Genomic DNA, 23,328 nt, shown 5'->3' with positions numbered 1-23,328 from the left:
GAATTCAGTCCTTTCTGCGCAGGCCGATGCCACTGGCGGGAATTCGGAACTCACCCGGACCAACCGGCCGCGCTCTTTTTTCGATCGGTCCCCAGGCGTGCCCGTAGACCACTTCATAAGTGGCGGGGAGTTTTCCCTGGTGCCGAAAACCCTCGTAGGCATCCGCCAATGCACGGACATTCTGCCCGCTGACAAGCTTCGGCATTGTGCCCTGGATCACATTTTGCGCACCGGTGTCGATCAGGTCATCCAGCAAATTTCGTACGCTGTCGTAAGTCAGCGTAAAATGTTCCGCATCCATGACAGGCTCGGCCAGCCCGCTGTGGACCAGGGCGTCACCGATGTTATGCATATCGGGAAATTCCATAAAGCGCCGGCCAGCGTCTGTTGCCGACCAGGCCAGGCGCAGCTCATACAAGGTATCCGGACCATAACTGCTGAAGCCGACCAGGCCGCGAGGCTTCAGCACCCGATAGAATTCGCCGAACACCCGGTCGATATCGGTTACCCAGGGCAAAGCCAGGTTGCAAAACACCAGGTCGACGCTGTCATCGGGCAACGGCAGCCTCGCCAGATCGGCACAGATCGCGTGCTGGCCGTCGATCGACGGTGGGGCGGCAGCCACCATCCGCTCGGCAAAATCAACGGCCAGGATGCGACTCGCAGGATAGCGGCGTCTGAGATTCGGGATCGCCCTGCAGGTACCCGCGCCGGCGTCCAGAATCAGTTCCGGTTCCAGGCGCACCAGGTCCAGCCTTTGCAGCAGGCGTTCCATGACCTCGAGTTCGAGAACCGCCGAGTTGTCATAGCTTTTTGCAGACCGATTGAAGGCCTGCCTGACCCGGGCGGCGTCTGGATGGAAAATCCGGTCCTGGCGGCTGTTCATCGTTGGTCGTAGGCATCGCTTGGCATGGTCTGTCCATTATTCACCGTTCGCGGCCCGTGTTTCCATACCTGCCCGGTTTGCATCGGCAACGGGCGGCGCAGATCCACGGCGGCGCGGCGTCCGTCTGCGCGTTTTCAGTCCCGGCTGACGAATATCTGCCGCGCCGGTGTGGATACGACACTGTCGGCGTCTGCGTACGAACCACATACTCACGGGGGTTTTTGGACAACAGTTGAGCGGGTACATCGAATGTCAGCGATAACGCGCAAGCTGCTGCGCGTGCAGGCCATTTTTTTGCAGCCTAAGTGCGTCCTTTGCGATGGCCCCGGCATGGCGGCGCCGGCGCTGGATTTGTGCGCCGGATGCTATCGCGATTTACCGCGTTTGACCGATGGTTGCGTAATTTGCGCCCGGCCGGCAGGTTGCAATGCGATGATTTGTGGAGCCTGCCAGAAAAACCGGCCGCCATTCAAACGGGTCATTGCGCCGTATCGCTACGCCTGGCCCATCGACAAAATGATTCAGCAATTCAAATTCAGCGGAAACCTGGCCATGGGCCGCGTCCTGGGGCGGCTGCTGGCTCACCATCTCACCGGCGTCGGGCGGTTGACCTCGGTGCCAGGCGCAACCACGACCGGGCCGGTGAACATCGTGCCGGTTCCCTTGCATCGACGGCGATTATGGCAACGCGGCTTTAATCAGGCCACCGAGCTGGCTCGTACGATTGGCCTGATGAGGCCGCTCGCCATTCGCACCGAGCTGTGCAACCGGGTTCGCGATACCCCGGCGCAAAGTGGATTACGCGCGGAAGAGAGGCACAAAAATATGCAAAGAGCATTTGCGCTGCGCGCCAAAACAGTTCCGGAGCAGGTCATTATCATCGACGATGTCATGACGACCGGTAGCACCTGCGCCGAACTTGCCCGCACTTTCAAAAGCCAGGGTACGCTAGAGGTGCTGGTCTGGTGCCTGGCCCGGGCCTGAGGCTTGCCGCTGCAAGCAGACGGCGTTATTTTTCGATGATGAGTGGTCGCACCAGCGCACAGGAATCACGGGAAAGCAGTTCCTTCGATCCGCAACGAAGGCGGTTTCTGGGCGGACTGGCCGGCGCCGCGTGGTTGGCGGGAACCGGTGGTGTCGTATCCGGCTGCAGTTCGGCCAATGTGCTGAGAGTCCCGCTCGCTGCCGCCGAAACCCAACTGCTTCGTATGTTGGCGCCGGCGGTCTTGCATGGGTTGTTGCCGACGCAGCCGAGCGCGAGGAAAGACAGCCTGGACAGCCTGCTGGCAGCGGTTTCAACCAGCGTTTCCAGCCTGAGCAGCGACAGCCGCGAACAATTGGCGCGCCTGCTGGCCGCGCTGGATTTTCGAATCACGCGCTGGTTGCTGACGGGTCTTTGGAAACCGCTGCACGAGGCAACTGTTGCAGAGATCGACACCTTTTTGAATAACTGGAGCCAATCGTCGTTTGGCCGCTTCAACCTGGCTTACCGCACGCTGACCAGGCTGCTCGCAAGCAACTGGTTTGCACTGCCGGCGAATTACCGGCAATCGAATTATCCGGGGCCGCCTTCGTGGGCGGCTGAAACCAGCGCCATAGCGAAGGTCTGATCGATGATCGCCGCACATCATCATGTGGTCGATGGCACGCGCCTGCAAAGCAATCAACGGCTGGAGGCGGATGTCGTCATCGTTGGCACCGGTGCGGGCGGCGGGGTGGCCGCCGAGTTAATGGCCAGGTCCGGCCTGCGGGTCATTATGCTCGAAACCGGCCCGTTGCAGCTTAGCCGCGACTTCAATATGCACGAACAGCGGGCGTATAACCGCCTCTATGCCGAAGGCGCCAACCTGACAACCGCGGACCACAGCATCGCCATCCTCCGCGGACAGACGGTCGGCGGCGGCACCACCGTCAACTGGACCACCAGCCTGCGTACCCCCGACCAGACCCTCGGGTATTGGGCAAATCGATTCGGGTTAGCGGAAGTATCGGCAGCAAACCTGTCGCCCTGGTTCGACTGGGCGGAGCACAGATTCAATATCAAACCGTGGGACGTTGCGCCCAATGCCAATAACGAAGTACTCAGATCGGGGTGTGCAAGGCTCGGCCTGCACTGGGCTGTTACTCCCCGCAACGTCAGCGGTTGCGCCAATCTCGGTTATTGCGGCATGGGTTGCCCGCTGGATGCGAAGCAGTCGATGCTGGTGACCACGATCCCCGGCGCGCTCGAATACGGCGCCAGTCTCTATGTCCGAACCCGTGCGTGGAAGCTGGAAATCCGGCGCGACCGGGTCGAAAGTTTGATTGCCCAGGCACTGGATGCGAAAAGCATCAATCCGACCGGCGTGACCCTGCGGATCCGGGCAAAACAGTATTTGCTTGCCGGTGGAGCGATCCACACTCCGGCGCTGCTGATGCGTTCTGCCGCGCCCGATCCCTACCGCGTGCTCGGCAAGCGCAGCTTTTTACATCCGACCAGCACCAGCCTCGCCCGCATGCCGTCGGCGGTGGATGGGTACTATGGTGCGCCACAAAGCATTTACAGCGATCACTATCAGTGGCCTGACGGCGCCGAGGGTCCGGCCGGGTTCAAGCTAGAGGTGCCGCCGATACACCCGGGGCTCGCCGCCGGCATTCTCGGCTGGCACGGCCGGAAGCTTGCGGCGGGCATGCAGGAGTTGCCGAGGCTCAATATATTGATTGCGCTGCAACGTGACGGCTTCGATGAACAAAGCCCGGGTGGCGAGGTGCAGCTCCAGGGCGATGGTCGGGGCATCCTGGATTATCCGCTCAACGAGCATCTTTGGGATGGCGTACGCCGGGGCTGGCACGCGATGGCCGAGATCCAGTTTGCCGGCGGGGCACGCGAGGTGATGCCCGGTCATCTCGATGGCGAATTCGATACCAGCCTTGCACGCGTCATGGCGCAGATCGACCGTTTGCCGCTGGCGCCTTACAAAGTGGCTTTGTTCAGCGCGCATTTGATGGGCGGGTGCGGCATGGGGGTGAATCCGCGCGAGTCGGTGATTGCTGCCAGTGGCAGGCATCATCAGCTCGATAACCTGACGGTTGTCGATGGTTCCGTTTTTCCAACCAGCGTCGGCGCGAACCCACAGCTATCGATATTTGCTCACTCGGCCCGCATCACAACCGGGCTGGTACGCGAGCTGAAGCCCGGTGCGTTGGCGGAGATGCCGTGAGTTCGAAAATAGAGTAATAATGATCGCCCCATTTCCCCCGCCCTTAAGTGAGATTTTCGATGCTGAGTAAAAATAACAGTCTTGCACTGCTGTGTTGCGGTCTCCTGGCTGGCTGCGCCGGGTCCAGGCCGTTCACCGAGACCTGCCCCGACGAGCTGTCCCGCGGCTGGGCGGAACTGGACCTGGCGGAGGCGGCCGGTGTCGATGGCACGATCAGCCTTGCCAAGGCGGTCGGCTTGCTGACCGCGGCAAAAGCCATGCAACTGGCCGATAAGCACGAGCGCTGTTATGAATTGGCCAGCGAAGCCCGCGCCGCGATAAAAAAATCCCGGGGCTAAGGAACCCATAAAAACAAGGTCACTCCGATGTCTGGATCCACGAGGGACCCGGTTATAAAAAGCAGGCTAGACGGGGATGAAGGTGTAATGCAGGATGAGACCGCCAAACACCGAGGCGCCGACATAACGGTTGTGTAGAAATGCCTGGAAACAGGCGTCCGGCTCGCGATGCCGGGTCAGGTATTGTTGCCATCCGAACATCAGCCCGGCGGCAACGAGACCAAGATTGAACCAGCCTCCCAGGTCTGTGCTGTTGCCAACCAGGTACAAAGTCAGCAGGCACAAGCCCTGGAATACGCCGATCCAGAGCCGGTCGAGATCGCCAAAAGCAATCGCCGTCGATTTGACGCCGATGCGCAGGTCGTCTTTCTTGTCGACCATCGCGTATTGCGTATCGTATGCGACGACCCAGGACAGGTTGGCGATAAACAGCAACCAGGTGATCCGCGTTACCCCGCCGGTCTGGGCGGCGTACGCCATCGGTATGCTCCACGAAAAAGCGATCCCGAGATAAAATTGCGGAAAATTCGTATAGCGCTTCAGGAACGGATAGGCGCCGGCAATGGCCGCGGCCGGCACTGCCCACATCCATGCCTGCTGGTCGAGCATCAGCACCAGGCCGAGCGCCACCAGTGCGAGGCCGCCCGCGAGCATCAGCGCTTCCTGCGGGCTGACCCGGCCCGCCGCCAGAGGACGGTTCTTGGTCCTCGCAACATGCGGGTCCACTTTTCGGTCTGCAAAATCATTGATGACGCAACCTGCCGAGCGCATCAGGAAAACACCGCCTACGAAAATAACGAAAATCCTTGGATCGGGTCGCCCCTGACCTGCGAGCCATAACGCCCACAAGGCGGGCCACAACAAAAGCAAGGTGCCGATGGGCTTGTCGAGGCGCATCAACAATGCGTACTCCCTGAGCTGGGCCAGCCACCACCGCCACTGGATCTGCTTGAGCCTCGTCAGCGGGGTACCCATCAGCCGCGGCTTTCCTGGCAAAGGCAGATTGTCGGCAGGAACACTTCACACACCCATAGCGGTTGGTGGTCCAGGCGAAATTCGGAGCGCCGCGTATACAAGACCGGTGGGGTTTCCGCACCCGGTGGCAACGCGGCCGCATACAACGGCTGACCCGGACTGACGATCGCGAAACTGAATCCGCTGCGTTTCATGTTGGGTTTTTCCGCCAGCGTCTCGCCCAGGGGATTCTCCGCAAGTTCCGCCAGCCAGGGATGAGCCGTCAAGGTGAGCGAGGGAATCAGGCTGCGGGCGAAAATCGTGCGCAATGGTCCGCACTCGAGCGAAACCTCTCGGCACAGGCCGCCGCCGTTTAGCTCGTTTGTCGTTGCCGGCCTTTGCTCGAGCAAGCGCAGGCGAAAACCCGGCCCGCAACATTTTTTCAGCCGCCGCGTCAGCATGCCGCCGGAATCAAGCCAGCGCCGCAGTCCCGCCGGCACCTGGTCCATGGGAAATTCCCCGGCCAGCAACCACTGTGAGGCTTCGTAATCCGGTACCGAGATTTTGCTTGCCAGATCCTTGTCCACTGTTTATCCGTTTCGCCCGCCGGTTCCGCATTGTAAGGCGTGCGGCCTTGCCGAGCATACCGTCTTTCCCATTAGCCGTTGTGGTTTCAGACCTTGCCGAAGCGATCGGCTTCGCCAACCCAGCGTCGAATCAGACCATCGACCGCATCCGGCCGCTCCTTCAGCATGAAAGTCGCGGTCTTGTGTACCTCGGGCAACAGGTCGGCATCGCGCATCAGGTCGGCGATGCGCATCTGCATCAACCCGGTCTGTCGGGTGCCCAGCAATTCACCGGGCCCGCGCAGGTCGAGATCGGCCTGGGCGACTTTGAACCCGTCACTGGTTTCCCGAAGTACCGCAAGGCGCTGTTTTGCCAACGCGGTCAGCGGAGGCTTGTACAGCAGCAAGCAACTGCTTTGCTCGCTGCCCCGACCGACCCTGCCGCGCAACTGATGCAGTTGCGCCAGCCCCATGCGCTCCGCATTTTCGATAATCATCAGGCTGGCGTTCGGGACATCGACTCCGACTTCGATGACCGTCGTCGCAACCAACAGGTGGATCTCGCCTTTTTTGAAAGCCTGCATCACGCGATGCTTGTCCTTCGATTTCATGCGCCCATGAACCAGGCCAAGCGACAATTCTGGCAACGCTTCCGCCAGCATGGCCGCCGTTTTCTCTGCCGCTTCGTAATCCAGCACAGCGGATTCCTCTATCAAGGGACATACCCAATATGCCTGGCGGCCGGCCAGGCACGCGTCACGGATACTGCTCACCAACTCATGCCGCCTCGACTCGGGCATGGCGACCGTGGTCACCGGTCTGCGCCCGGGCGGTAATTCGTCGATCACCGATACATCGAGATCTGCATAGGCTGTCATCGCCAGGGTTCTGGGTATGGGTGTGGCGGTCATGATCAGCTGGTGCGGGCAGTGGCCCTGGCGGTCGCCTTTTTCCCTTAGCGCCAGTCTTTGATGTACGCCGAAGCGATGCTGTTCATCGACAACGATCAGCGCAAGGCGATCGAAGGCGACGCTTTCCTGAAACAGGGCGTGGGTGCCCACGACGATTCGCACCTGGCCGTCCGCTATTCTTGTCAGCAATCGTTGCCGTGCTTTGCCCTTGATCCTGCCGGTCAGGAGCGCGGTTTCCAGTCCCATTGGTTCGAGCCACTGGCGGAAGTTTTCGGCGTGCTGTTCGGCGAGCAATTCGGTTGGCGCCATGACCGCGGACTGCCTGCCACAGGCAGCGGCACAGACGGTCGCCACTGCCGCAACCACCGTTTTCCCAGACCCGACATCGCCCTGCACCAGGCGCATCATCGGTTTTTCTTTTGCCAGGTCTTCGAGCAGTTCCGCAATTACCCGTTGCTGCGCGCCGGTGAGTGTATAGGATAAGGAGGCAATGAAATCGGCAACTGCCGTCCCCGGGTCCACCAGCGCTGCTGCCGGTTCGCTGCGGATTTTCTGGCGCAACCTTCGCAGGCTCAGGTGTTGAGCCAGCAATTCTTCAAACGCCATTCTCCGCTGCGCCGGATGCCTCCCCTCCTGTATCGCCTGCAAATCGGTATCGGCCGGTGGCTGATGGAGTACGGTTAGCGCCGCCAGCAAACCGGGAAATTTCATGGCCTCCAGGATTCTCTCGGGCAGCCATTCCTCGAGTCCGGCGGCGGCAACCAGGCCCAGCGCCTGCCTGCTCAGCTTTCTCAGCCTGCCCTGCCCCAGCCCTTCGGTGGTCGGATAAATCGGGGTCAGCGTGTCATCGGTCGCCAAATCGGTGTCTCCGAGGAGGCGATATTCGGGGTGTATCATCTGCAGCCCGCCGGTGCCTGGCCGGGTCTCGCCAAAACAGCGAATGCGCTTGCCACGGGCGAGGCCGTCTTGCTGGGCTTTCGAAAAGTGGAAAAACCGAAGGGTCAGGCCGCCGGTGCCATCGCTGATTCGGCAAAGCAGGTTTCTGCGGCCGCGATAGACGACCTCGGTTAGCTGAATTTCACCTTCCACGACGGCGCGCTGACCGGGGCGCAAACCGCCGATGGGAATAATTTTCGTGCGATCCTCATAGCGCAGCGGCAGCAGGAACAGCAAATCCTGCACCCTTTGGATACCCAGTTTTTGCAAACGGGCGGCGAGATGCGGGCCGACACCATGCAGCTGTTGCACGGATCCCAGTTCGATGGGTTTATTGGCCACGTTCCCTGTGGTTCACAGTACCAGGATGGCGTCCATTTCGACTTCCGCACCTTTGGGCAATGCGGCAACGCCGATGGCGGCGCGGGCCGGGTACGGTTCGCTGAAATAGATGGCCATGATCTTGTTGACGCTGTCAAAGCAGCCAAGATCGGTCAGAAACACATTCAGTTTCACGATATCGTCCAGCGAGCCCCCGGCAGCCTCACAGACGGCTTTGAGGTTCTTGAATACCTGGTGAATGGATGCCTCGATATCGCCGTCCAGCATTTGCATGGTTTCCGGCACCAGGGGTACCTGCCCGGACAGGTAAACCGTGTTACCGCTGAGTATGGCCTGGGAGTAGGTGCCTATTGCTGCCGGCGCATTGGCCGTACTGATTGATTTGCGTTCCATGCGTCTTCCTTGTATTGGCATGAGCCGGCCACCCGGCGATGGGGTCTTAAGCGCAGCTGCGGCTGACGCTGAGCACATCTGGCATGCTCCGGATGCTGCGCATTACCTGGGCCAGTTGCACGCGGTCGCGTACCTGCAAATGAAAAATCAAGGTAACGGTGTCTTCATCCCTTTCGACAACCGATACCGAGTCTATATTACTGTGAGTTTCCGAGATATTCGCTGCGACCGCTGCCAGGACACCGGTCTTGTTGTTCACATCAGCGCGCAGTTCGACCATCGACTGGCGCTGCACATTTTCTTTCCAGTTTACCGAGATCCACTTGTCTGGCTGTTTCCGGTATTCGGTCAGGTTGCCGCAGGTGTCGCGATGGATGACGATACCCTTTCCCGAACTGAGAAAGCCGATAATCGAATCGCCCGGAACCGGGTAGCAGCACCGCGCGTAACTGACCACCACGCCCTCGGTGCCTTCAATGGCCAGCGGAGCGGGGTCTTTTTTCGCGGTTCCGTTCGCCTGACCGACCAGCCGCCTGGCAATGAGTGGCGCCAGGTGCTTGCCGAGGCCGATTTCCTCGTACAAGGACTTTTGGTCAGGCAGGTTCAATTCCCCGAGCAACACCTTCATTTCGCGGGTAGATGCATTGCGAATTTTCTTGTTGAACTCGCCCATGGCATGGCTCAGCAGACGCTTGCCCAGGTCAATCGCTTCACCGCGTTTCAGATTTTTCAAATATTGGCGGATCGCACTTCGCGCTTTTGCGGTCGCAACGAAGTTGACCCAGGCCGGGTTTGGCCGGGCACCCTTGGCGGTGATAATTTCGACCGTCTGACCATTCAACAGTGGCGTGCGCAACGGCACCATACGCCGGTCGACCTTGGCGGCCACGCAGCGGTTACCGACATCGGTATGCACGGTGTAGGCAAAATCGACAGCCGTAGAACCCATCGGCAGGCGCATGATATCGCCACGCGGCGTAAAGACGTAAACCTTGTCGGGGAACAGATCGACCCTGACGTTTTCGAGAAACTCTTCGGAATCGGCGTCGTGTTCGAGCTCCACCAGTCTTGCCAGCCACTCACGGGTACTCGCATTTGCGGGTTCGTTGCCGGAGTCGTCTGATTTGTATAGCCAGTGAGCGGCGATCCCCGATTCAGCCACCCGATCCATGTCTATGGTTCGAATCTGGACTTCCAGCGGGATGCCGTCCGGGCCGAACAGGGTCGTGTGCAGGGACTGATATCCGTTGATTCGAGGGATCGCGATGTAGTCCTTGAAACGACCTGGCATGGGCTTATACAGCCGATGCACCATCCCGAGGACCCGGTAGCAAGTATCGACATCGTCCACAATGATTCTGAATCCGAACATGTCGACAATTTCACTCAGCGGCCGTCCCTTGTGCCGCATCTTGCGATAGATGCTGTACATATGTTTTTCGCGGCCGCCGACATCGGCGGTTATTTTCAGCTCGTCCAGCGCATCCGATAAGCGCTGCGATATTTTCTTGACCAGTTGTTTGTGGTTGCTCAGCGCTTTTTTGAGCGTTTTCTCGATGACGCGGTAGCGATAAGGATAGAGGCTGCGAAAGCCGAGATCCTCGAGTTCCAGCCTGATGCTGTTGATGCCCAGGCGGTTGGCGATCGGCGCGTAGATATCGAGGGTTTCCCGGGCAATTCGCCGCCGCTTCAACGGCGGCATGGAGCCCAGCGTACGCATGTTATGAGTTCGATCCGCCAGCTTGATCATGATGACCCGAATATCCTCGGCCATCGCCAGCAGCATTTTTCGGAAACTTTCGGCCTGGGCTTGTTGCCGGTTGTGGAACTGAAGCTGGTCCAGTTTGCTGACCCCATCGACCAGGTCGGCGACCTCCTTGCCAAACTGCTCCTCGAGCTGATCCTTTTCCGTGGAAGTGTCTTCGATAACGTCATGCAAAATCGCAGCGATTATCGTCTGCGCGTCCATGCGCTGCTCTGCGAGTATCGTGGCAACCGCGACCGGGTGACTGATATAGGGAGCGCCGGACGCGCGCTTCTGCCCTTTGTGAGCAGAAGCGCCAAAGCGATACGCCACCATGATGTTGTCGATAGCCGCGGGGCTCATATAGGCCTCGAGCTTGGTCAGGAGTTGATTAACCCCTGTCGCACGCTTCCCCTTGGGTAGTCGGCCAAGAATAGAAGCGGCGTAATCCATGTTGCCAACTTAACGCTCGGCTTCAGGTCCCCATGATGGTCGGGGGCGGGGCAGATTCATCGGCGGTAATTTCCGCGAGCAGATCTTCATCTTGCTGATCCAACTCATCCAGGATTTCGGGGCCTACGTGACCAGCCGCGATTTCTCGCAGAGCCATCACTGTGGGCTTGTCGTTTTCCCATTCCAGGGAAGCTTCCGCGCCATTGGCCAGCCGCCTGGCTCTGGCGGATGCAATCAATACCAGATCAAATATGTTGTCTACATTTTTCAGACAATCCTCAACCGTAATCCTTGCCATCAGGGTCCTCTAAACACGTTAGGTTGCTATAAAGCGGCCTTTCAGTGTACTAGAAAACGACAAGGTTGCGCCAGCCCGCGTATTTCACCCGGCGTTTACTCCCTTGGTGAAATACGCGGGCTGGCCAATTCATACACTTAAGCCACATCGGGTTCCAGCAATCGGTCGATCAGCGCTTTGAATTGCGGACGGTTTTGGCGATACCGGTCGCCATTTCCCGTGATTATTTCCCGGAGGTCGTTTACCCCGGTATCGAAATCGTCATTAATAACAATGTAATCGAATTCATCCCAATGGCCCATGTCTGCAACAGAATCGGCCAGTCGCCTTTTGATCACCTCATCGCTGTCCGTGCTGCGGCCTCGCAAGCGGGATTGCAGGGCCTGGCGAGTTGGCGGGAGTATAAAAATACTCGCACTGTCAGGTATTTTTTCCCTGACCTGTCTTGCGCCCTGCCAGTCAATTTCGAGTATCACGTCGAGTTGCCGGCGGCGCAGCGAATCTACCTCCTTGCTGGCCGTTCCATAGTAGTGGTCGAAAACTCTGGCGTGCTCCAGGAAACAACCGTCGTTGATCATCTGCTGAAACTCACTGTGGGAAACGAACCGATAATCGATGTCATCCTTCTCCTGTTCACGCTTTTTCCGGGTCGTGTAGGAAATCGAAAATACCGCGTTCGGGACCTGTTTCAATATCGCGCGCAGCAGGCTTGTTTTGCCGGCGCCTGACGGAGCCGCCACGACGAACAATCGGCCGATATCGTCAGCAGTCATTCTATGTTCTGGATTTGTTCGCGCATCTGCTCGATCAAGACCTTGAGCTCGACGGCTGCGCGCGTGACCCCTGTGTCCTGCGATTTGGAGCTCAGGGTGTTTGCTTCGCGGTTTAGCTCCTGCATCAGGAAATCCAGGCGCCGTCCAATAGGATCGCTACGGTCGATGGTACTGCGGACCTCGGTCAAATGGCTGCTGAGCCGATCCATTTCTTCGTCCACATCAAACTTTTGCGCGAGTATCGCCAGTTCTATTTCGATGCGTTCATGATCCACTTCTTCGGCAAGCTGCGCAATGCGGTCACGCAGCCGCTGACGCAGATTACTCATGACATCAGGCATTTTCTCGCGCACGAACTGAATGATTTCGTCCATGGCGTGGCACCGCGTAAGCAACATTTTCCGAATGCGCTCGCCCTCCGACTGCCGGTTTTGCGAAAGCTGGGCGAGCGTCTCGCCGAGGAGTTCGGTTGCCGCTTTTTGCGTGGGTTCAGGGTTTTTTTCCGGCTCACCGAGCAAACCAGGCCAGCGCAACACCTCCAGTGGATTTGGGGCGCCAGCCGCGGGCAGTTTTTCCGCGATTTCGCGGGTGAGGGCCAGCAACTGGTCCAGTACCTGCATATTGATGGTCAACGGGCTCGTTGTTCCGGCCAAGGCGGTCAGTCTCAGCCCGCATTCTATCTTGCCGCGCCTGAGCACTGCCGAGACCTGGGTTCTGAACGCCGGTTCCATGCCACGAAACTCATCGGGCATGCGAAATCCCAGGTCGAGATAACGATGATTCACCGAGCGCAACTCCCAGCTCAGTGTTCCGTATTTTGTGGTTCGCTCCAGCCGGGCATAGCCGGTCATGCTGCGTATCATTGCCTGATTTTCCTTTTATCAGGTATTTCCCGATCTTACCTTTGTCAGGCCAGCCGTTTACAATGCCTGATCGTTTTTCAGTTTTCTCCCGATCGGGAACGGGAGCAGCAAACGATGCAAGTTTATCAGATGAGGAAATCGCCAGCTTGGCGAAGCAGAATAAAGGCGCCGGCTGTCCGGAGACAAACGGGCGGTCGATCAGAACATCCAGTTGGGAGCCCATGGAGACTGTTGAAATAAGCCTGACCGGAGACCGGGACGATAACCAGGACAGAGGAGCCATTGCGAAATCGGGCGAGGCTACCTTGCTGGTCGTTGTGGATGGCATGGGTGGGCATGCGCAAGGAGAGCTGGCTGCGCAGACCGCAGTCGATACCATTGTCCGTGAGTTCGAGCAGGAATCATTTCCCATCGAAGATGGCAGAGAGTTTCTGGGTCGATGCATATTGAAGGCCCATGATGCCGTCGTTAATCTGGGCGAAAGCATGCAGTCAGAACACCGGCCGAGGGCCACCTGTGCGATCTGTTTGATCCAGCAAGACAGCGCCTTGTGGGCGCATGTAGGCGACAGCCGTGTTTATCATCTGCGGGATGACCGGGTGTTGGCGCGCACACGCGACCATAGTCATGTAGAAGTGCTGCTGCAGGATGGCGTGATAACGGAGGAAGAGATTCTGAGCCATCCCTTACGCAATTTTGTCGAGTGTTGCCTGGGTGGCGATTCTGCCCTGCCCGAGCTCGGTATGTCGGTTCCAGCCAGGCTGGAAAGCGGCGACATTATCCTGGCTTGTTCGGATGGATTATGGAGCGGGGCCAGCGATGAAGAGATCGCGGCGTTTTACCAGCCCGACGAAGGCAGCCTCGCGGCCTGCCTGGAAGCTTTGTCCTATGCCGCTATCGATGCATGTTCTCCGTGGAGCGACAACACCACGGTGGCGGTCCTGCGAGTCGGGCCGGACGGCGATTCATGAGCAAACCGGGCTAGGAGGAAAACCATGCGACCGAGTGGCCGAGCCAACAATGAAATGCGTGAGCTCAGGTTTACCCGCAGCTTTACATGTTACGCCGAGGGTTCGGTGCTGGCTGAATGCGGCGCTACCAAAGTTCTTTGCACGGCCAGCATCGATAACCGGATTCCGCCCTGGCTGCGTGGATCGGGCAAGGGATGGCTGACCGCTGAGTATGGTCTGCTGCCCAGGGCAACGCATACCCGTAATGGCAGAGAAGCCGTCCGCGGGAAACAGAGTGGCCGGACACTGGAAATTCAACGGTTGATCGGGCGATCATTGCGCGCGGTCATGGATCTGGGCGCAATTGGCGAAAGGACGATCACGATCGACTGCGATGTGCTGCAGGCCGATGGCGGCACTCGCACCACGGCAATCTCCGGAGCGTACCTGGCGCTGGTAGATGCGGTTGACTGGCTGATGAAGAATGAAAATCTTTCATGCAACCCTGTGCATGGCCAGGTGGCTGCGACCTCAGTGGGTATTTATCGGGGCGAACCCATACTGGATCTGGATTATGAAGAAGATTCAGACGCCGAAACCGATATGAATATAGTGATGAACGAAGCCGGGGCGTTCATCGAGGTGCAAGGCACCGCCGAAGGCCACGCTTTTCGTCGCGGCGAACTGGACAGGCTGCTTGACCTGGCGGCAGACGGCATCAAGTCCGTGCTGTCAGTGCAGACGAAGTCTTTGCGGCAGACGGACTGAGCCGTGTCAAAACTGGTGCTGGCGACCGGCAATCGGGGCAAACTCGCCGAGATCATGGAAATTGTCGTGCCGCTGGGTATCAAGGTGGTTCCGCAGTCCGAGTTTGCGGTGCCTGAGGTCGAGGAATCCGGGCTCAGCTTTGTCGAAAACGCGATCCTCAAGGCCAGGAACGCAGCCAGACATAGTGGCCTGCCTGCCCTGGCCGATGACTCGGGTCTGGAAGTCGACGCGTTGCATGGTGCGCCAGGCATCTATTCGGCGAGGTATGCCGGGGATGACCGAGACGACCAGGCCAACAACCGACTGTTATTGTCTCGGCTGGCCGGAATTCCTGCTGAAAAACGTACCGCCAGGTTTCAGTGCGTCATCGTTTTTTTGCGGCGCCCGGACGATCCGGTGCCGTTGATTAGCCATGCCGGCTGGGAGGGCAGGATAGTCGAGCAGCCGAGGGGCGAAAACGGCTTCGGTTACGATCCGTTATTTTTGGTAGGCGGTATGCGGTGCACGTCGGCGGAACTGAGCGCGGCGGAAAAAAACCGGATCAGCCACCGGGGGCGAGCATTGGCGATGTTGGTCAGGCAGCTTCCCGCATGGATGGAACGCTAGATCGTGGAAAAAGTACCGCCGTTATCGCTGTATGTGCATTTGCCCTGGTGTATCAGCAAATGCCCATATTGTGACTTCAATTCACACGCATTAAAGGGCAGCCTGCCCGAGCAGGCTTACCTGGCAGCGCTGACCAGGGATCTGGAACGTAGCGTGGGCGAACTCGGCCGCCGGCCGCTGCAAAGTATATTTTTTGGCGGCGGCACACCCAGCCTGTTTTCGGCAAGCGGGCTTGCGGCGTTCCTGGACAAGGTGGCCGGCCTGCTGCCATTGGAGCCGGATATCGAGATAACGCTGGAGGCGAACCCGGGAACGATAGAACGTGGCGCGTTTGCAGACTACCGGGCAGCTGGAATCAACCGTGTTTCGCTGGGGGCGCAGAGTTTTGACGACGAAAAACTGCAAGCCCTGGGGCGGATTCACCGTGCGGCCGAGACCATCAGTTCTGTACGCGAACTGGAAAAGGCGGGACTCGATAATTTCAACCTGGACCTGATGTATGGTCTGCCGGGCCAGTCGTCGGCTCAGGCCGTGGATGACGTGGCGCAGGCGATCGGCCTGGCGCCGGCCCATATTTCCCACTACCAGTTAACGCTTGAGCCAAACACATTGTTCGCCGCCAAACCACCCAAACTCCCCAGCCACGACCGCTGCTGGGAAATGCAGCAACAGTGCCAGAACACGCTGGCCGAAGCAGGTTTTGAGCATTATGAGGTCTCGGCCTTCGCGCAGGCAGGCCGGCGCTGCCGTCACAACCTCAACTACTGGACCTTCGCCGATTACCTGGGTCTGGGGGCGGGTGCTCACGGCAAGCTCAGTGGCGGCAACGGCGTGAGACGAGACTGGCGCTTGCGTCATCCGGCGGCCTATATGGCTGCTGCCGATCCGATCGAAGGAACTCGAATATTGACCGCGCAAGAAAAGCTGTTTGAGTTCATGCTGAACGCACTGCGACTCGAGCAAGGATTTTCGACCGACTTGCTCTGCGAGAGGACCGGGCTGGATCGCGCATTTTGCGCTCCGTCGTTGCGCGAAGCCGTCGATAAGGGGTTGCTGCTGATCAGCGGGTCTCACTGCCGCCCCAGTGAGATTGGTCTGAATTTTCGCGATAATCTGGTCGCCATTTTCCTGCCCGATGGCCGGGAAGACAGCGGGCGGGCCAGGACCGGAAACGGTGAAAGCCACGGTTTTTTATAGGTTTTTTTGGGTCTGGCTGAGCGAAAAATGGACCGGGTTTCATGCTGCACCGCGTAACTTATGCACACTTGTGAATATTTATCTCGGCAACGCCCGCTTGTTGCCAATCAGATAACACGGATCCGCGAGACAAAATTGTAAGCTATTGAATATAAAAGATAAAAAATAAATGGTTAAGAATTCGCCAATTTGATTGGAATGCCTTTTTTTGGCTCTTAAATCGACTGCAGCAACAATTCATCCACAAAGTTATGCACAGATTTTGTGGATAAGACAGAATTCTTTTTAGAACTGCTGGTTAAAGTGAAAAAGTTAAAGACTTCTGTCTGCCGAAATGTATAAGATGCTGAATTACAGAGGAATAAGGTCTATCGGGTCATTGGGCTCCGGAAATCCGTTGCTGAGAGCCTTGCCAAGGCGGTCGGCGCTAAGTACACTGCACGGCCCGTTTTTCCCGGCGCCAGGGTATGACCTGGGGCGTTTGACAGAGGTTTCGCCATGAAGGCCGATATCCATCCCGAATACAATGAAATGAACGTAACCTGCAGTTGCGGCAATACCTTTTCGACCCGTTCAACAATGCCTGGTGAACTGCACATAGAAGTGTGTTCGAAATGCCACCCGTTTTACACGGGCAAACAGAAGATCATCGATACTGGCGGTCGCGTCGACAAATTCCGCCGTAAGTACGGAATGGGCTAAACTCGGGTTTGGACAGTTGCAAGACGGGCGCTACGGCGCCCGTTTTTTTGGCTGGCTGTGCGCCCGGCTTTCATCTTTCCGCGGCCGGGCCCATGCTGGTCAGACCAGGCTGCACTGCCCTATAATAAAATGCTGGCTGCTGCTATAGAAACATAGTCAGTGGAAGCAGTTCGCTCGCTACGCTCGCCGGTCTGCGCTCACACGCGGCGGCTGTTGCAGGTTTTGTCTTGGCGGCATTTTCGATGTGGTTTTTTCGCCGGTCCGGTCTGTGAAGGCATACAGGGGGCACCGGCAGCCCCACATTGAAACAGGAGTCCATATGAGTGACAACGGCTATAGGCTTACCGGACCCGGCATCGACAAGGATGGTCTGGAGTTGGAAGTCAGGACGGGAACCATAGGACCGGATGTCATCAGTATTGCTCCGCTTTACAAAAAGGCAGGCATTTTTACTTTTGACCCAGGTTTTGTCGCGACCGCTTCATGCGAGAGCAAGATTACCTTCATCGATGGCGAGAAAGGCGTTTTGCTGTATCGCGGTTACCCGGTGGACCAGCTTGCCGGCAATTGCAGTTTCCTGGAGGTTGCCTATCTGCTGCTTTACGCCGAGTTGCCCAATCAACAGCAACTCGACGACTTCGTTTATTCCATAGGCCATCACACGATGGTGCACGAGAGCCTGCTGCGGTTTATCGATGGTTTCCACTATGACGCACATCCGATGGCAATGGTGTCCGGCATCGTGGGTTCGATGGCCGCTTTTTATCACGACAGCATGGATATCGATAATCCCCGGCACCGGGATATATTCGCCCACCGGATAATTGCCAAGATTCCGACTATCGCTGCCGCCGCTTATAAACACTCGCTAGGGCAGCCATTCATCTATCCCCGCAACGATATGGATTATTGCACTAACCTGGCCAATATGTTTTTTGCGGTTCCTTGCGAGACATACCGGGTTGACCCGGTCATGGCGGAAGCGCTCGATTTGCTGTTCATATTGCATGCGGATCACGAGCAGAACTGCAGTACCTCAACAGTGCGCCTTGCGGGGAGTTCCGGTACCAACCCGTATACTGCGATTGCCGCGGGTATTTCGGCGCTTTGGGGACCCGCTCATGGCGGCGCCAACGAGGCGGTTCTGAATATGCTCGAGGAAATCGGCAGCGTGGAAAACATCCCTAAATACATAGCCAAGGCCAAGGATCGTGACGATCCCTTCCGGATGATGGGATTCGGCCACCGGGTCTATAAGAACTTCGATCCGAGAGCGACCCTGATCAGGAAAATGGCGCACAAAGTGCTGGGCAGAATGGATGGTATCGACACGCCGTTTTTCGACCTGGCGCTGAAGCTCGAAGAGGTGGCGGTGCAAGACGAATATTTTGTCGAGAAGAAGCTATATCCGAACGTAGACTTCTATTCGGGCATTATCTACCGGGCGCTCGGCATTCCCACATCGATGTTTACCGTGATGTTCGCGATCGCCCGCACGGTTGGCTGGGTGACTCATTGGCAGGAAATGATCGCCGATTCCAAAGGCAAGATCGGCAGGCCAAGACAGCTTTATGTCGGCGTGGAAAAACGGGACGTGGCGCCACTGAGCAAGCGCATCTGAATCTTGCCAGGCCGGGCAGGGTCAGGCCGTCAGGCCTGGCAAGCTTCGATCAGGTTCTGCAGCTCAGCAATGCCCGCCCGGCGCATCGATTTTCCGTCTACCGGCGATTTTGGCGCCTGGCGCAGCATGATGCCGGGAAATACTGTCATCTCGATCTGGACCTGGTCCTCTTCAAAACCGTAAACCGGGTATTCCTCGATGCGGTCGGCGAAACGGATTTGGCGCTCGCCGATGGCATAGGAAACATGCAGCGCCATCAACCGCATGGCAACCAGCTCGGCCGGATCGGCAAACAGGTGCAGGGTAATGTCGGAGTGCGGAGTCGCCGTACCATTGAGGACGGGGCCGGCGAGCTTTGGCTGAAACTGATTGAAATTCCACATTGCGCCCAGCGCGACCTCGCGCAAGGTCTGCAGATGATGCTCATGGGTCTGGCCGGCAAAGAGTCTCAAGTGTTCGCTCAACGCGATTTCTATCTCCTGATTTCCCGGCAACGCCGCGCGTTCGGTTACCCCGAGGCGTTCAGCTGCTTTGCGCTTGGCCAGCAAAAAATCATCGATTCCGTGCTCCGCCATGATGCGCGCCGACTCCCGGGCCAGGACCAGACGGAGATTATCGTTGCGGGTTTGTCGCCGAGCCATCGGGACTTCTCCGGGGTTCGCGTATACGCTGATTGTTAATCGTCCATGATGGCCAGCGCAAGTCCTAGAAGAGATCCTCTTCGTCGGGTTTTTCCTTATCCTCGTCCTCGTTGATGCCGGGTTCGCAATCGGGAATTTTTTCGCGAGGCAGTATTTCAAAGATCGCAGACGGGTCGTCGACACCGGCAAGGCAGCCGGTGACCGGAGAAATACGTACGGTAATCAGCCCGTCCGGCACCGGTAGCTTGCTGTTCGGCATCCCCTGCAGGGCGACCTGCATAAAGTCTATCCACATCGGCAAGGCTGTCCGGCTTCCTTCCTCCCCGGCTCCCAACGGTCGTGGGTTATCGAAGCCGACCCAGGTGGTCGCGACCAGGCGAGAGTTATAACCGCTGAACCAGACGTCGACTCCATCGTTGGTCGTGCCGGTTTTACCGGACAGGTCCTGGCGGCCAAGGGCCAGTGCGCGGCGACCGGTTCCGCGACTGATCACATCTCTCATCATGTCGGCAATCAGGTAGGCATTGCGTGCTTCTATAACCCTGGCGGCCGCCAGCGACGGGTCCAGGTAGATCAGCGGATCCTGTGGCAGCTTATCCAGGTCGATCTCCGCTTCTTCGCGAATGTGCTCGCCGGCCTGTGCTGAAGACGCACCGGATCGCTCACGGGCCCGATCGCGGTCTGCCTGTTGCCGATTCCAGCTTTGTTCGCACTCGATACACGCCAGTGGCGGGTCCGCCTGGTAAATCGTCGCCCCGCGCGCATCATCGATGCGCTGGATGAGATAAGACTGCGTTGCAAATCCCCCGTTCGCAAAAACCGAGTAGGCGCTTACCATCTGCAATGGGGTCAGCGTGGCGCTGCCCAGAGCCAGCGAGAGATCGCGCGACAATACGCTGCTCGGAAAGCCAAAACGGGCCATGTATCGCACTGCGTGGGAAATGCCAATGTCGGCCAGTATGCGAATCGATACCAGGTTGCGTGATTTGACCAGTGCTTCACGCATCCGTGTCGGCCCAAAGAATCTACCACTGTAGTTTCTTGGCCTCCAGGTTCCCTCCAGCGCGACATCCTTAAAAACGACCGGTGCATCGTTGATGATTGTCGCTGGCGTGTAATCTTTGGTCAGGGCCGCGGAAAAAATAAACGGTTTGAACGAAGAACCCGGCTGACGTTTCGCCTGTACCGCCCGATTGTATTTGCTGGCGAAGAAATCGAAGCCGCCTGACAGCGCGACGATCGCGCCGTCCTGCGGATCCATCGCGATCAGCGCACCCTGGACCACGGGAATGCCCGTCAGCCGCCAACCTTCACGAACCCTGACCAGGCGAATCACATCGCCCGGCGCGATGATGTCGGCAGCCGTTTCGGGGGGTTCGCCCCGCTGTTCGTCATCGATATAGGGTCTCGCCCATGACATAGCCTGCCACGGCAAGACCAGTACGCCATGATCCCTGACATAGACTTCCGCCTGCCGTTCCTCTGTAGCCAGTACCAGCGCGACTGACAGGTTGCCGAATTCGGGATAGGCCTCAAGCGCGTCAGCCCAGGCCAGATGCTCAGAATCAGGCTCCAGCGCTAACCGGCCATTGTCCTCGATTTCACCGAGCGAAACGTTGGCGGGCGCGGCGTCTTCGGGCTGCCCGACCTGGTCTTCGATGTCGGTGTCGTCGAAAAGAGTAAGCCGGTCCTCCGGACCACGATAACCATGGCGCGCATCGTATTCCAGCAGCGCCTGGCGCAGCGCGATAACAGCCGCTCTTTGCAGTCTGCTGTCGATACTGGTGGTAACCTGGTAGCCGGCCGTATATATATCGGCCAGATTGAGGGCCAGCAATTCGCTGCGCACCATCTCCGCGACATAAGGCGCGTCCACTTCGACGGCTGGACCGTGAACGCGGGACTCGATCGGTATGGCGGCGGCCGCGTCGGCTTCGGCTTGCTCGATGTAACCGACCTCGAGCATGCGCCGCAAGACATAGCCGCGCCTGCTGCCGGCGCGCTCCGGGTTGCTGACCGGGTTATCGGATGAAGGCGCTTTTGGCAGACCGGCGATGATCGCTATTTCAGCCAACTGCAGCTCCTTCAAGGTCTTGCCAAAATACACCTCTGCCGCGGCACCGACACCGTATGCTCGTTGCCCGAGAAAAATTTTATTCAGGTAGAGAGTGAGGATTTCCTGTTTGTTGAGCTGTTGTTCGATACGCAGCGCGAGAAATATCTCTTTCAACTTCCTGATGTAAGTTCTTTCACGGGTGAGAAAAAAGTTTCGCGCGAGTTGCATCGTGATCGTGCCGCCGCCCTGCCGTCTTTCGCCGGTCAGCAACAGCATCATCGTTGCGCGCACCAAGCCCTGGTAGTCGACGCCGGGGTGCTCGAAAAAACGGTCGTCTTCCGCTGCCAGGAACGCGTTGACCATGTCCTGCGGAATGTCTTGAAAGGCCACCGGGATACGCCGCTGGGCGCCAAGCTGGGATATCAGCCGGCCATCCCGGCTGTATACCCGCAGCGGCACCTGGAGACGCACATCGCGCAGAGAAATGACGTCCGGAAGACCGGGCGCCAGGTACAGGTAAGCGGAGACTCCGGCCATCAGGAAAACGAAGCTGCCGACGATCGCCGAACTGGCGGCCAGGAAAAGGATTCGTTGATAATGCTTCATACTAAGTAACTGGCTTAAGTCCTTGCTTTATAAGACCTGATTATGCATATTAAGACCGCATAATGCAGGCAAACTCACTGAAAGGTGGGGACGCAAAGCCACCGGTCTAAAGGAATCAGCCTAAGACAGCGGGGTTGCCGGTCAGGAATCAGTGGGCTTTCTCCGACTTCTACCAGGCCGCCCGGCATTTTCCAGGACTCATTCGTTCGCGGCCAGTAACCAAGCGTAATGTTTTGCACAAACCCGCTGTTTGTTCGGTGGGTGACCGGCCTTGGCCGAGGCGGGAGTATACCGCATCCGGCCTCAGGGACGGGACCGGATGGGCGGCGATACGGTCTTTGTCATAATGTGAGCAAAGTCACGTTCAGATGGCGGCGGATGCTCTAGGATATCGCCAGTTGCATAACTTAATGTGCTGGTCTATCTTCGACCTGCAAGTAACGGAGCTGAAAAGGAAAAGCTGTGTTTTTTGGCAGAAAAAACAAGCCCCTACTGGGTCTGGATATCACTACGTCCTCGGTGAAGCTGATCGAATTGTCCGGTTCCGCCGGCAACTACAAGGTCGATTCCTATGCTGCCGAGCCCACGCCCAATAATGCGGTCAGCGAAAAGGCGATAGTCGACGCCCAGGCGGTCGGCGAAGCCATTCGCCGGGCGGTCAAGCGCTCCGGCACCTCTAACAAAGAATGTGCAATCGCAATTTCAGGCGACGCGGCAGTCACCAAGTTGATCCAGATGCCGCGTTCGCTGAACGACTCAGAAATGGAAGGCCAGGTTGAACTGCAGGCCGATCAGTACATACCGTTCCCGATGGAAGAGGTTTCATTTGATTTCGAGGTTCAGGGCGAATCGGCCAAGGACCCTGAAATGCTGGATGTATTGCTGGTCGCTACGCGCAACGAAAACGTCGAGCAACGCCAGGCGGCGGTCGAAGCCGCAGGCCTCATTGCCAGGGTCGTCGATGTCGAGGCATTCGCGCTGGAAAATTCATGTCAGCTGCTGACTCACCAAATGGCGGACGGCGGCATGGATCATACGATCGCGGTCGTCGACTTTGGCGCCAGCAGTACGACTTTCAGTATTTTGCGGGACCTGCGGGTCATTTATACCCGTGACTTCGCTTTTGGCGGCCAGCAACTAACCGAAGAGATCATGAGAACTTACGGCCTGAGCCTGGAAGAAGCGGGAAGGGCCAAGAAGGAGGGTGGTCTGCCATCCAACTTCCAGCCGGAAGTGCTCGATCCTTTCATGGACGAAATGTCATTGCAGGTCAGCCGTTCCTTGCAGTTTTTCCTCGCTTCCGGAAGCGGCCGCGAGCAGCCCGAATCGATACTGGTCTGCGGTGGTTGCGCCAATATCCCGGGGGTAGCTGACGTGATCGCTTCGCGAGTGGGCATACCTGCCGAAATCGGCGATCCGCTCGGTCAGATGAAATTGTCTTCGCGGGCGAAATCGCTTGGCGTGGTCAAGGATTCGACCGCGTTGCTTACTGCTTGCGGGCTGGCGTTGAGGAGCTTCGACTAA

The 23,328-nt window shown here is 58.1% G+C and carries 22 protein-coding genes and 1 riboswitch; of the genes, 11 read left to right on the top strand and 11 right to left on the bottom strand.

The genetic code is table 11. From position 1 onward, the window contains the following. Nucleotides 1-4: 4 nt before the first annotated feature. Nucleotides 5-886 (bottom strand): malonyl-ACP O-methyltransferase BioC, encoded by an 882-nt coding sequence (gene bioC / locus IIA05_01995; GenBank protein MCH9025870.1) that lies wholly within the window; start codon nt 884-886, stop codon nt 5-7. A 249-nt stretch (nt 887-1,135) separates the two neighbouring features. On the opposite strand from bioC, the gene IIA05_01990 reads away from it, so the two are divergent. From IIA05_01990 to IIA05_01975, 4 genes are read left to right on the top strand one after another with little or no spacing between them, the layout of a single operon-like run. Beyond that, the gene (locus tag IIA05_01990; GenBank protein MCH9025869.1) at nt 1,136-1,870 is read left to right on the top strand and encodes a ComF family protein; all 735 of its coding nucleotides are present in this window, start codon (nt 1,136-1,138) and stop codon (nt 1,868-1,870) included. Nucleotides 1,871-1,905: 35 nt separating this feature from the next. Continuing rightward, complete coding sequence (locus tag IIA05_01985; GenBank protein MCH9025868.1) at nt 1,906-2,496, top strand: hypothetical protein; 591 nt, start codon at nt 1,906-1,908, stop codon at nt 2,494-2,496. A 3-nt stretch (nt 2,497-2,499) separates the two neighbouring features. After that, complete coding sequence (locus tag IIA05_01980) at nt 2,500-4,086, top strand: GMC family oxidoreductase (protein ID MCH9025867.1); 1,587 nt, start codon at nt 2,500-2,502, stop codon at nt 4,084-4,086. Nucleotides 4,087-4,145: 59 nt separating this feature from the next. Beyond that, entirely contained in the window at nt 4,146-4,424 is a 279-nt protein-coding gene (locus IIA05_01975) for a hypothetical protein (protein ID MCH9025866.1), read from the top strand. Between the two features lie 66 nt (nt 4,425-4,490). Here IIA05_01975 and ubiA read toward each other — a convergent pair whose 3' ends face one another. The 8 genes from ubiA to IIA05_01935 form a co-directional block, all read right to left on the bottom strand. Further along, the gene (gene ubiA / locus IIA05_01970) at nt 4,491-5,399 is read right to left on the bottom strand and encodes a 4-hydroxybenzoate octaprenyltransferase (GenBank protein MCH9025865.1); all 909 of its coding nucleotides are present in this window, start codon (nt 5,397-5,399) and stop codon (nt 4,491-4,493) included. Next, nucleotides 5,399-5,965: a chorismate lyase gene (locus IIA05_01965; protein MCH9025864.1), complete on the bottom strand. Its 567-nt coding sequence runs from the start codon at nt 5,963-5,965 to the stop codon at nt 5,399-5,401. The genes ubiA and IIA05_01965 overlap by 1 nt, the downstream gene beginning before the upstream one ends. Nucleotides 5,966-6,051: 86 nt before the next feature. Then, the gene (recG, locus tag IIA05_01960; protein MCH9025863.1) at nt 6,052-8,118 is read right to left on the bottom strand and encodes an ATP-dependent DNA helicase RecG; all 2,067 of its coding nucleotides are present in this window, start codon (nt 8,116-8,118) and stop codon (nt 6,052-6,054) included. Nucleotides 8,119-8,145: 27 nt separating this feature from the next. After that, entirely contained in the window at nt 8,146-8,526 is a 381-nt protein-coding gene (locus IIA05_01955) for a RidA family protein (GenBank protein ID MCH9025862.1), read from the bottom strand. 46 nt (nt 8,527-8,572) lie between these two features. Next, entirely contained in the window at nt 8,573-10,723 is a 2,151-nt protein-coding gene (locus tag IIA05_01950) for a bifunctional (p)ppGpp synthetase/guanosine-3',5'-bis(diphosphate) 3'-pyrophosphohydrolase (protein ID MCH9025861.1), read from the bottom strand. A gap of 22 nt (nt 10,724-10,745) precedes the next feature. Next, the gene (gene rpoZ / locus IIA05_01945) at nt 10,746-11,021 is read right to left on the bottom strand and encodes a DNA-directed RNA polymerase subunit omega (protein ID MCH9025860.1); all 276 of its coding nucleotides are present in this window, start codon (nt 11,019-11,021) and stop codon (nt 10,746-10,748) included. Between the two features lie 137 nt (nt 11,022-11,158). Continuing rightward, nucleotides 11,159-11,794 carry a guanylate kinase gene (gmk, locus tag IIA05_01940; protein ID MCH9025859.1) on the bottom strand — a complete coding sequence of 212 codons (636 nt, stop codon included), beginning with the start codon at nt 11,792-11,794 and terminating at the stop codon, nt 11,159-11,161. Further along, nucleotides 11,791-12,657 (bottom strand): YicC family protein, encoded by an 867-nt coding sequence (locus IIA05_01935; GenBank protein MCH9025858.1) that lies wholly within the window; start codon nt 12,655-12,657, stop codon nt 11,791-11,793. Before IIA05_01935 ends, gmk begins: the two co-directional genes overlap by 4 nt. A gap of 221 nt (nt 12,658-12,878) precedes the next feature. Between IIA05_01935 and IIA05_01930 the strand changes: the two genes are divergently transcribed. The 6 genes from IIA05_01930 (at nt 12,879) to IIA05_01905 (ending at nt 18,501) form a co-directional block, all read left to right on the top strand. Beyond that, a complete protein-coding gene (locus IIA05_01930) occupies nt 12,879-13,628 on the top strand; it encodes a serine/threonine-protein phosphatase (GenBank protein ID MCH9025857.1) in 750 nt (249 codons plus the stop codon). Between the two features lie 24 nt (nt 13,629-13,652). Beyond that, the gene (gene rph / locus IIA05_01925) at nt 13,653-14,375 is read left to right on the top strand and encodes a ribonuclease PH (GenBank protein MCH9025856.1); all 723 of its coding nucleotides are present in this window, start codon (nt 13,653-13,655) and stop codon (nt 14,373-14,375) included. A 54-nt stretch (nt 14,376-14,429) separates the two neighbouring features. Then, entirely contained in the window at nt 14,430-14,981 is a 552-nt protein-coding gene (gene rdgB / locus IIA05_01920; protein ID MCH9025855.1) for an RdgB/HAM1 family non-canonical purine NTP pyrophosphatase, read from the top strand. Further along, entirely contained in the window at nt 14,982-16,178 is a 1,197-nt protein-coding gene (gene hemW / locus IIA05_01915) for a radical SAM family heme chaperone HemW (GenBank protein MCH9025854.1), read from the top strand. A gap of 498 nt (nt 16,179-16,676) precedes the next feature. Then, a complete protein-coding gene (gene rpmE, locus IIA05_01910; protein MCH9025853.1) occupies nt 16,677-16,880 on the top strand; it encodes a 50S ribosomal protein L31 in 204 nt (67 codons plus the stop codon). Between the two features lie 319 nt (nt 16,881-17,199). Continuing rightward, a complete protein-coding gene (locus IIA05_01905) occupies nt 17,200-18,501 on the top strand; it encodes a citrate synthase (GenBank protein ID MCH9025852.1) in 1,302 nt (433 codons plus the stop codon). 29 nt (nt 18,502-18,530) lie between these two features. Here the strand turns inward: IIA05_01905 and IIA05_01900 are convergent, their stop codons facing one another. After that, nucleotides 18,531-19,142, bottom strand: coding sequence for a hypothetical protein (locus IIA05_01900; GenBank protein ID MCH9025851.1), 612 nt, complete (start codon nt 19,140-19,142; stop codon nt 18,531-18,533). Between the two features lie 64 nt (nt 19,143-19,206). Further along, nucleotides 19,207-21,804 carry a penicillin-binding protein 1A gene (locus IIA05_01895; GenBank protein ID MCH9025850.1) on the bottom strand — a complete coding sequence of 866 codons (2,598 nt, stop codon included), beginning with the start codon at nt 21,802-21,804 and terminating at the stop codon, nt 19,207-19,209. Nucleotides 21,805-21,861: 57 nt separating this feature from the next. Continuing rightward, nucleotides 21,862-21,946: riboswitch (cyclic di-GMP riboswitch) on the top strand. 320 nt (nt 21,947-22,266) lie between these two features. Here IIA05_01895 and IIA05_01890 point away from each other — a divergent pair. Then, entirely contained in the window at nt 22,267-23,328 is a 1,062-nt protein-coding gene (locus IIA05_01890) for a pilus assembly protein PilM (protein MCH9025849.1), read from the top strand.

The organism is Pseudomonadota bacterium (assembly GCA_022572885.1).
Taxonomy (GTDB): domain Bacteria; phylum Pseudomonadota; class Gammaproteobacteria; order Steroidobacterales; family MnTg04; genus MnTg04.
Note: the sequence above shows the minus strand (reverse complement) of the source record. Positions and strands in the feature narration are given on the sequence as shown.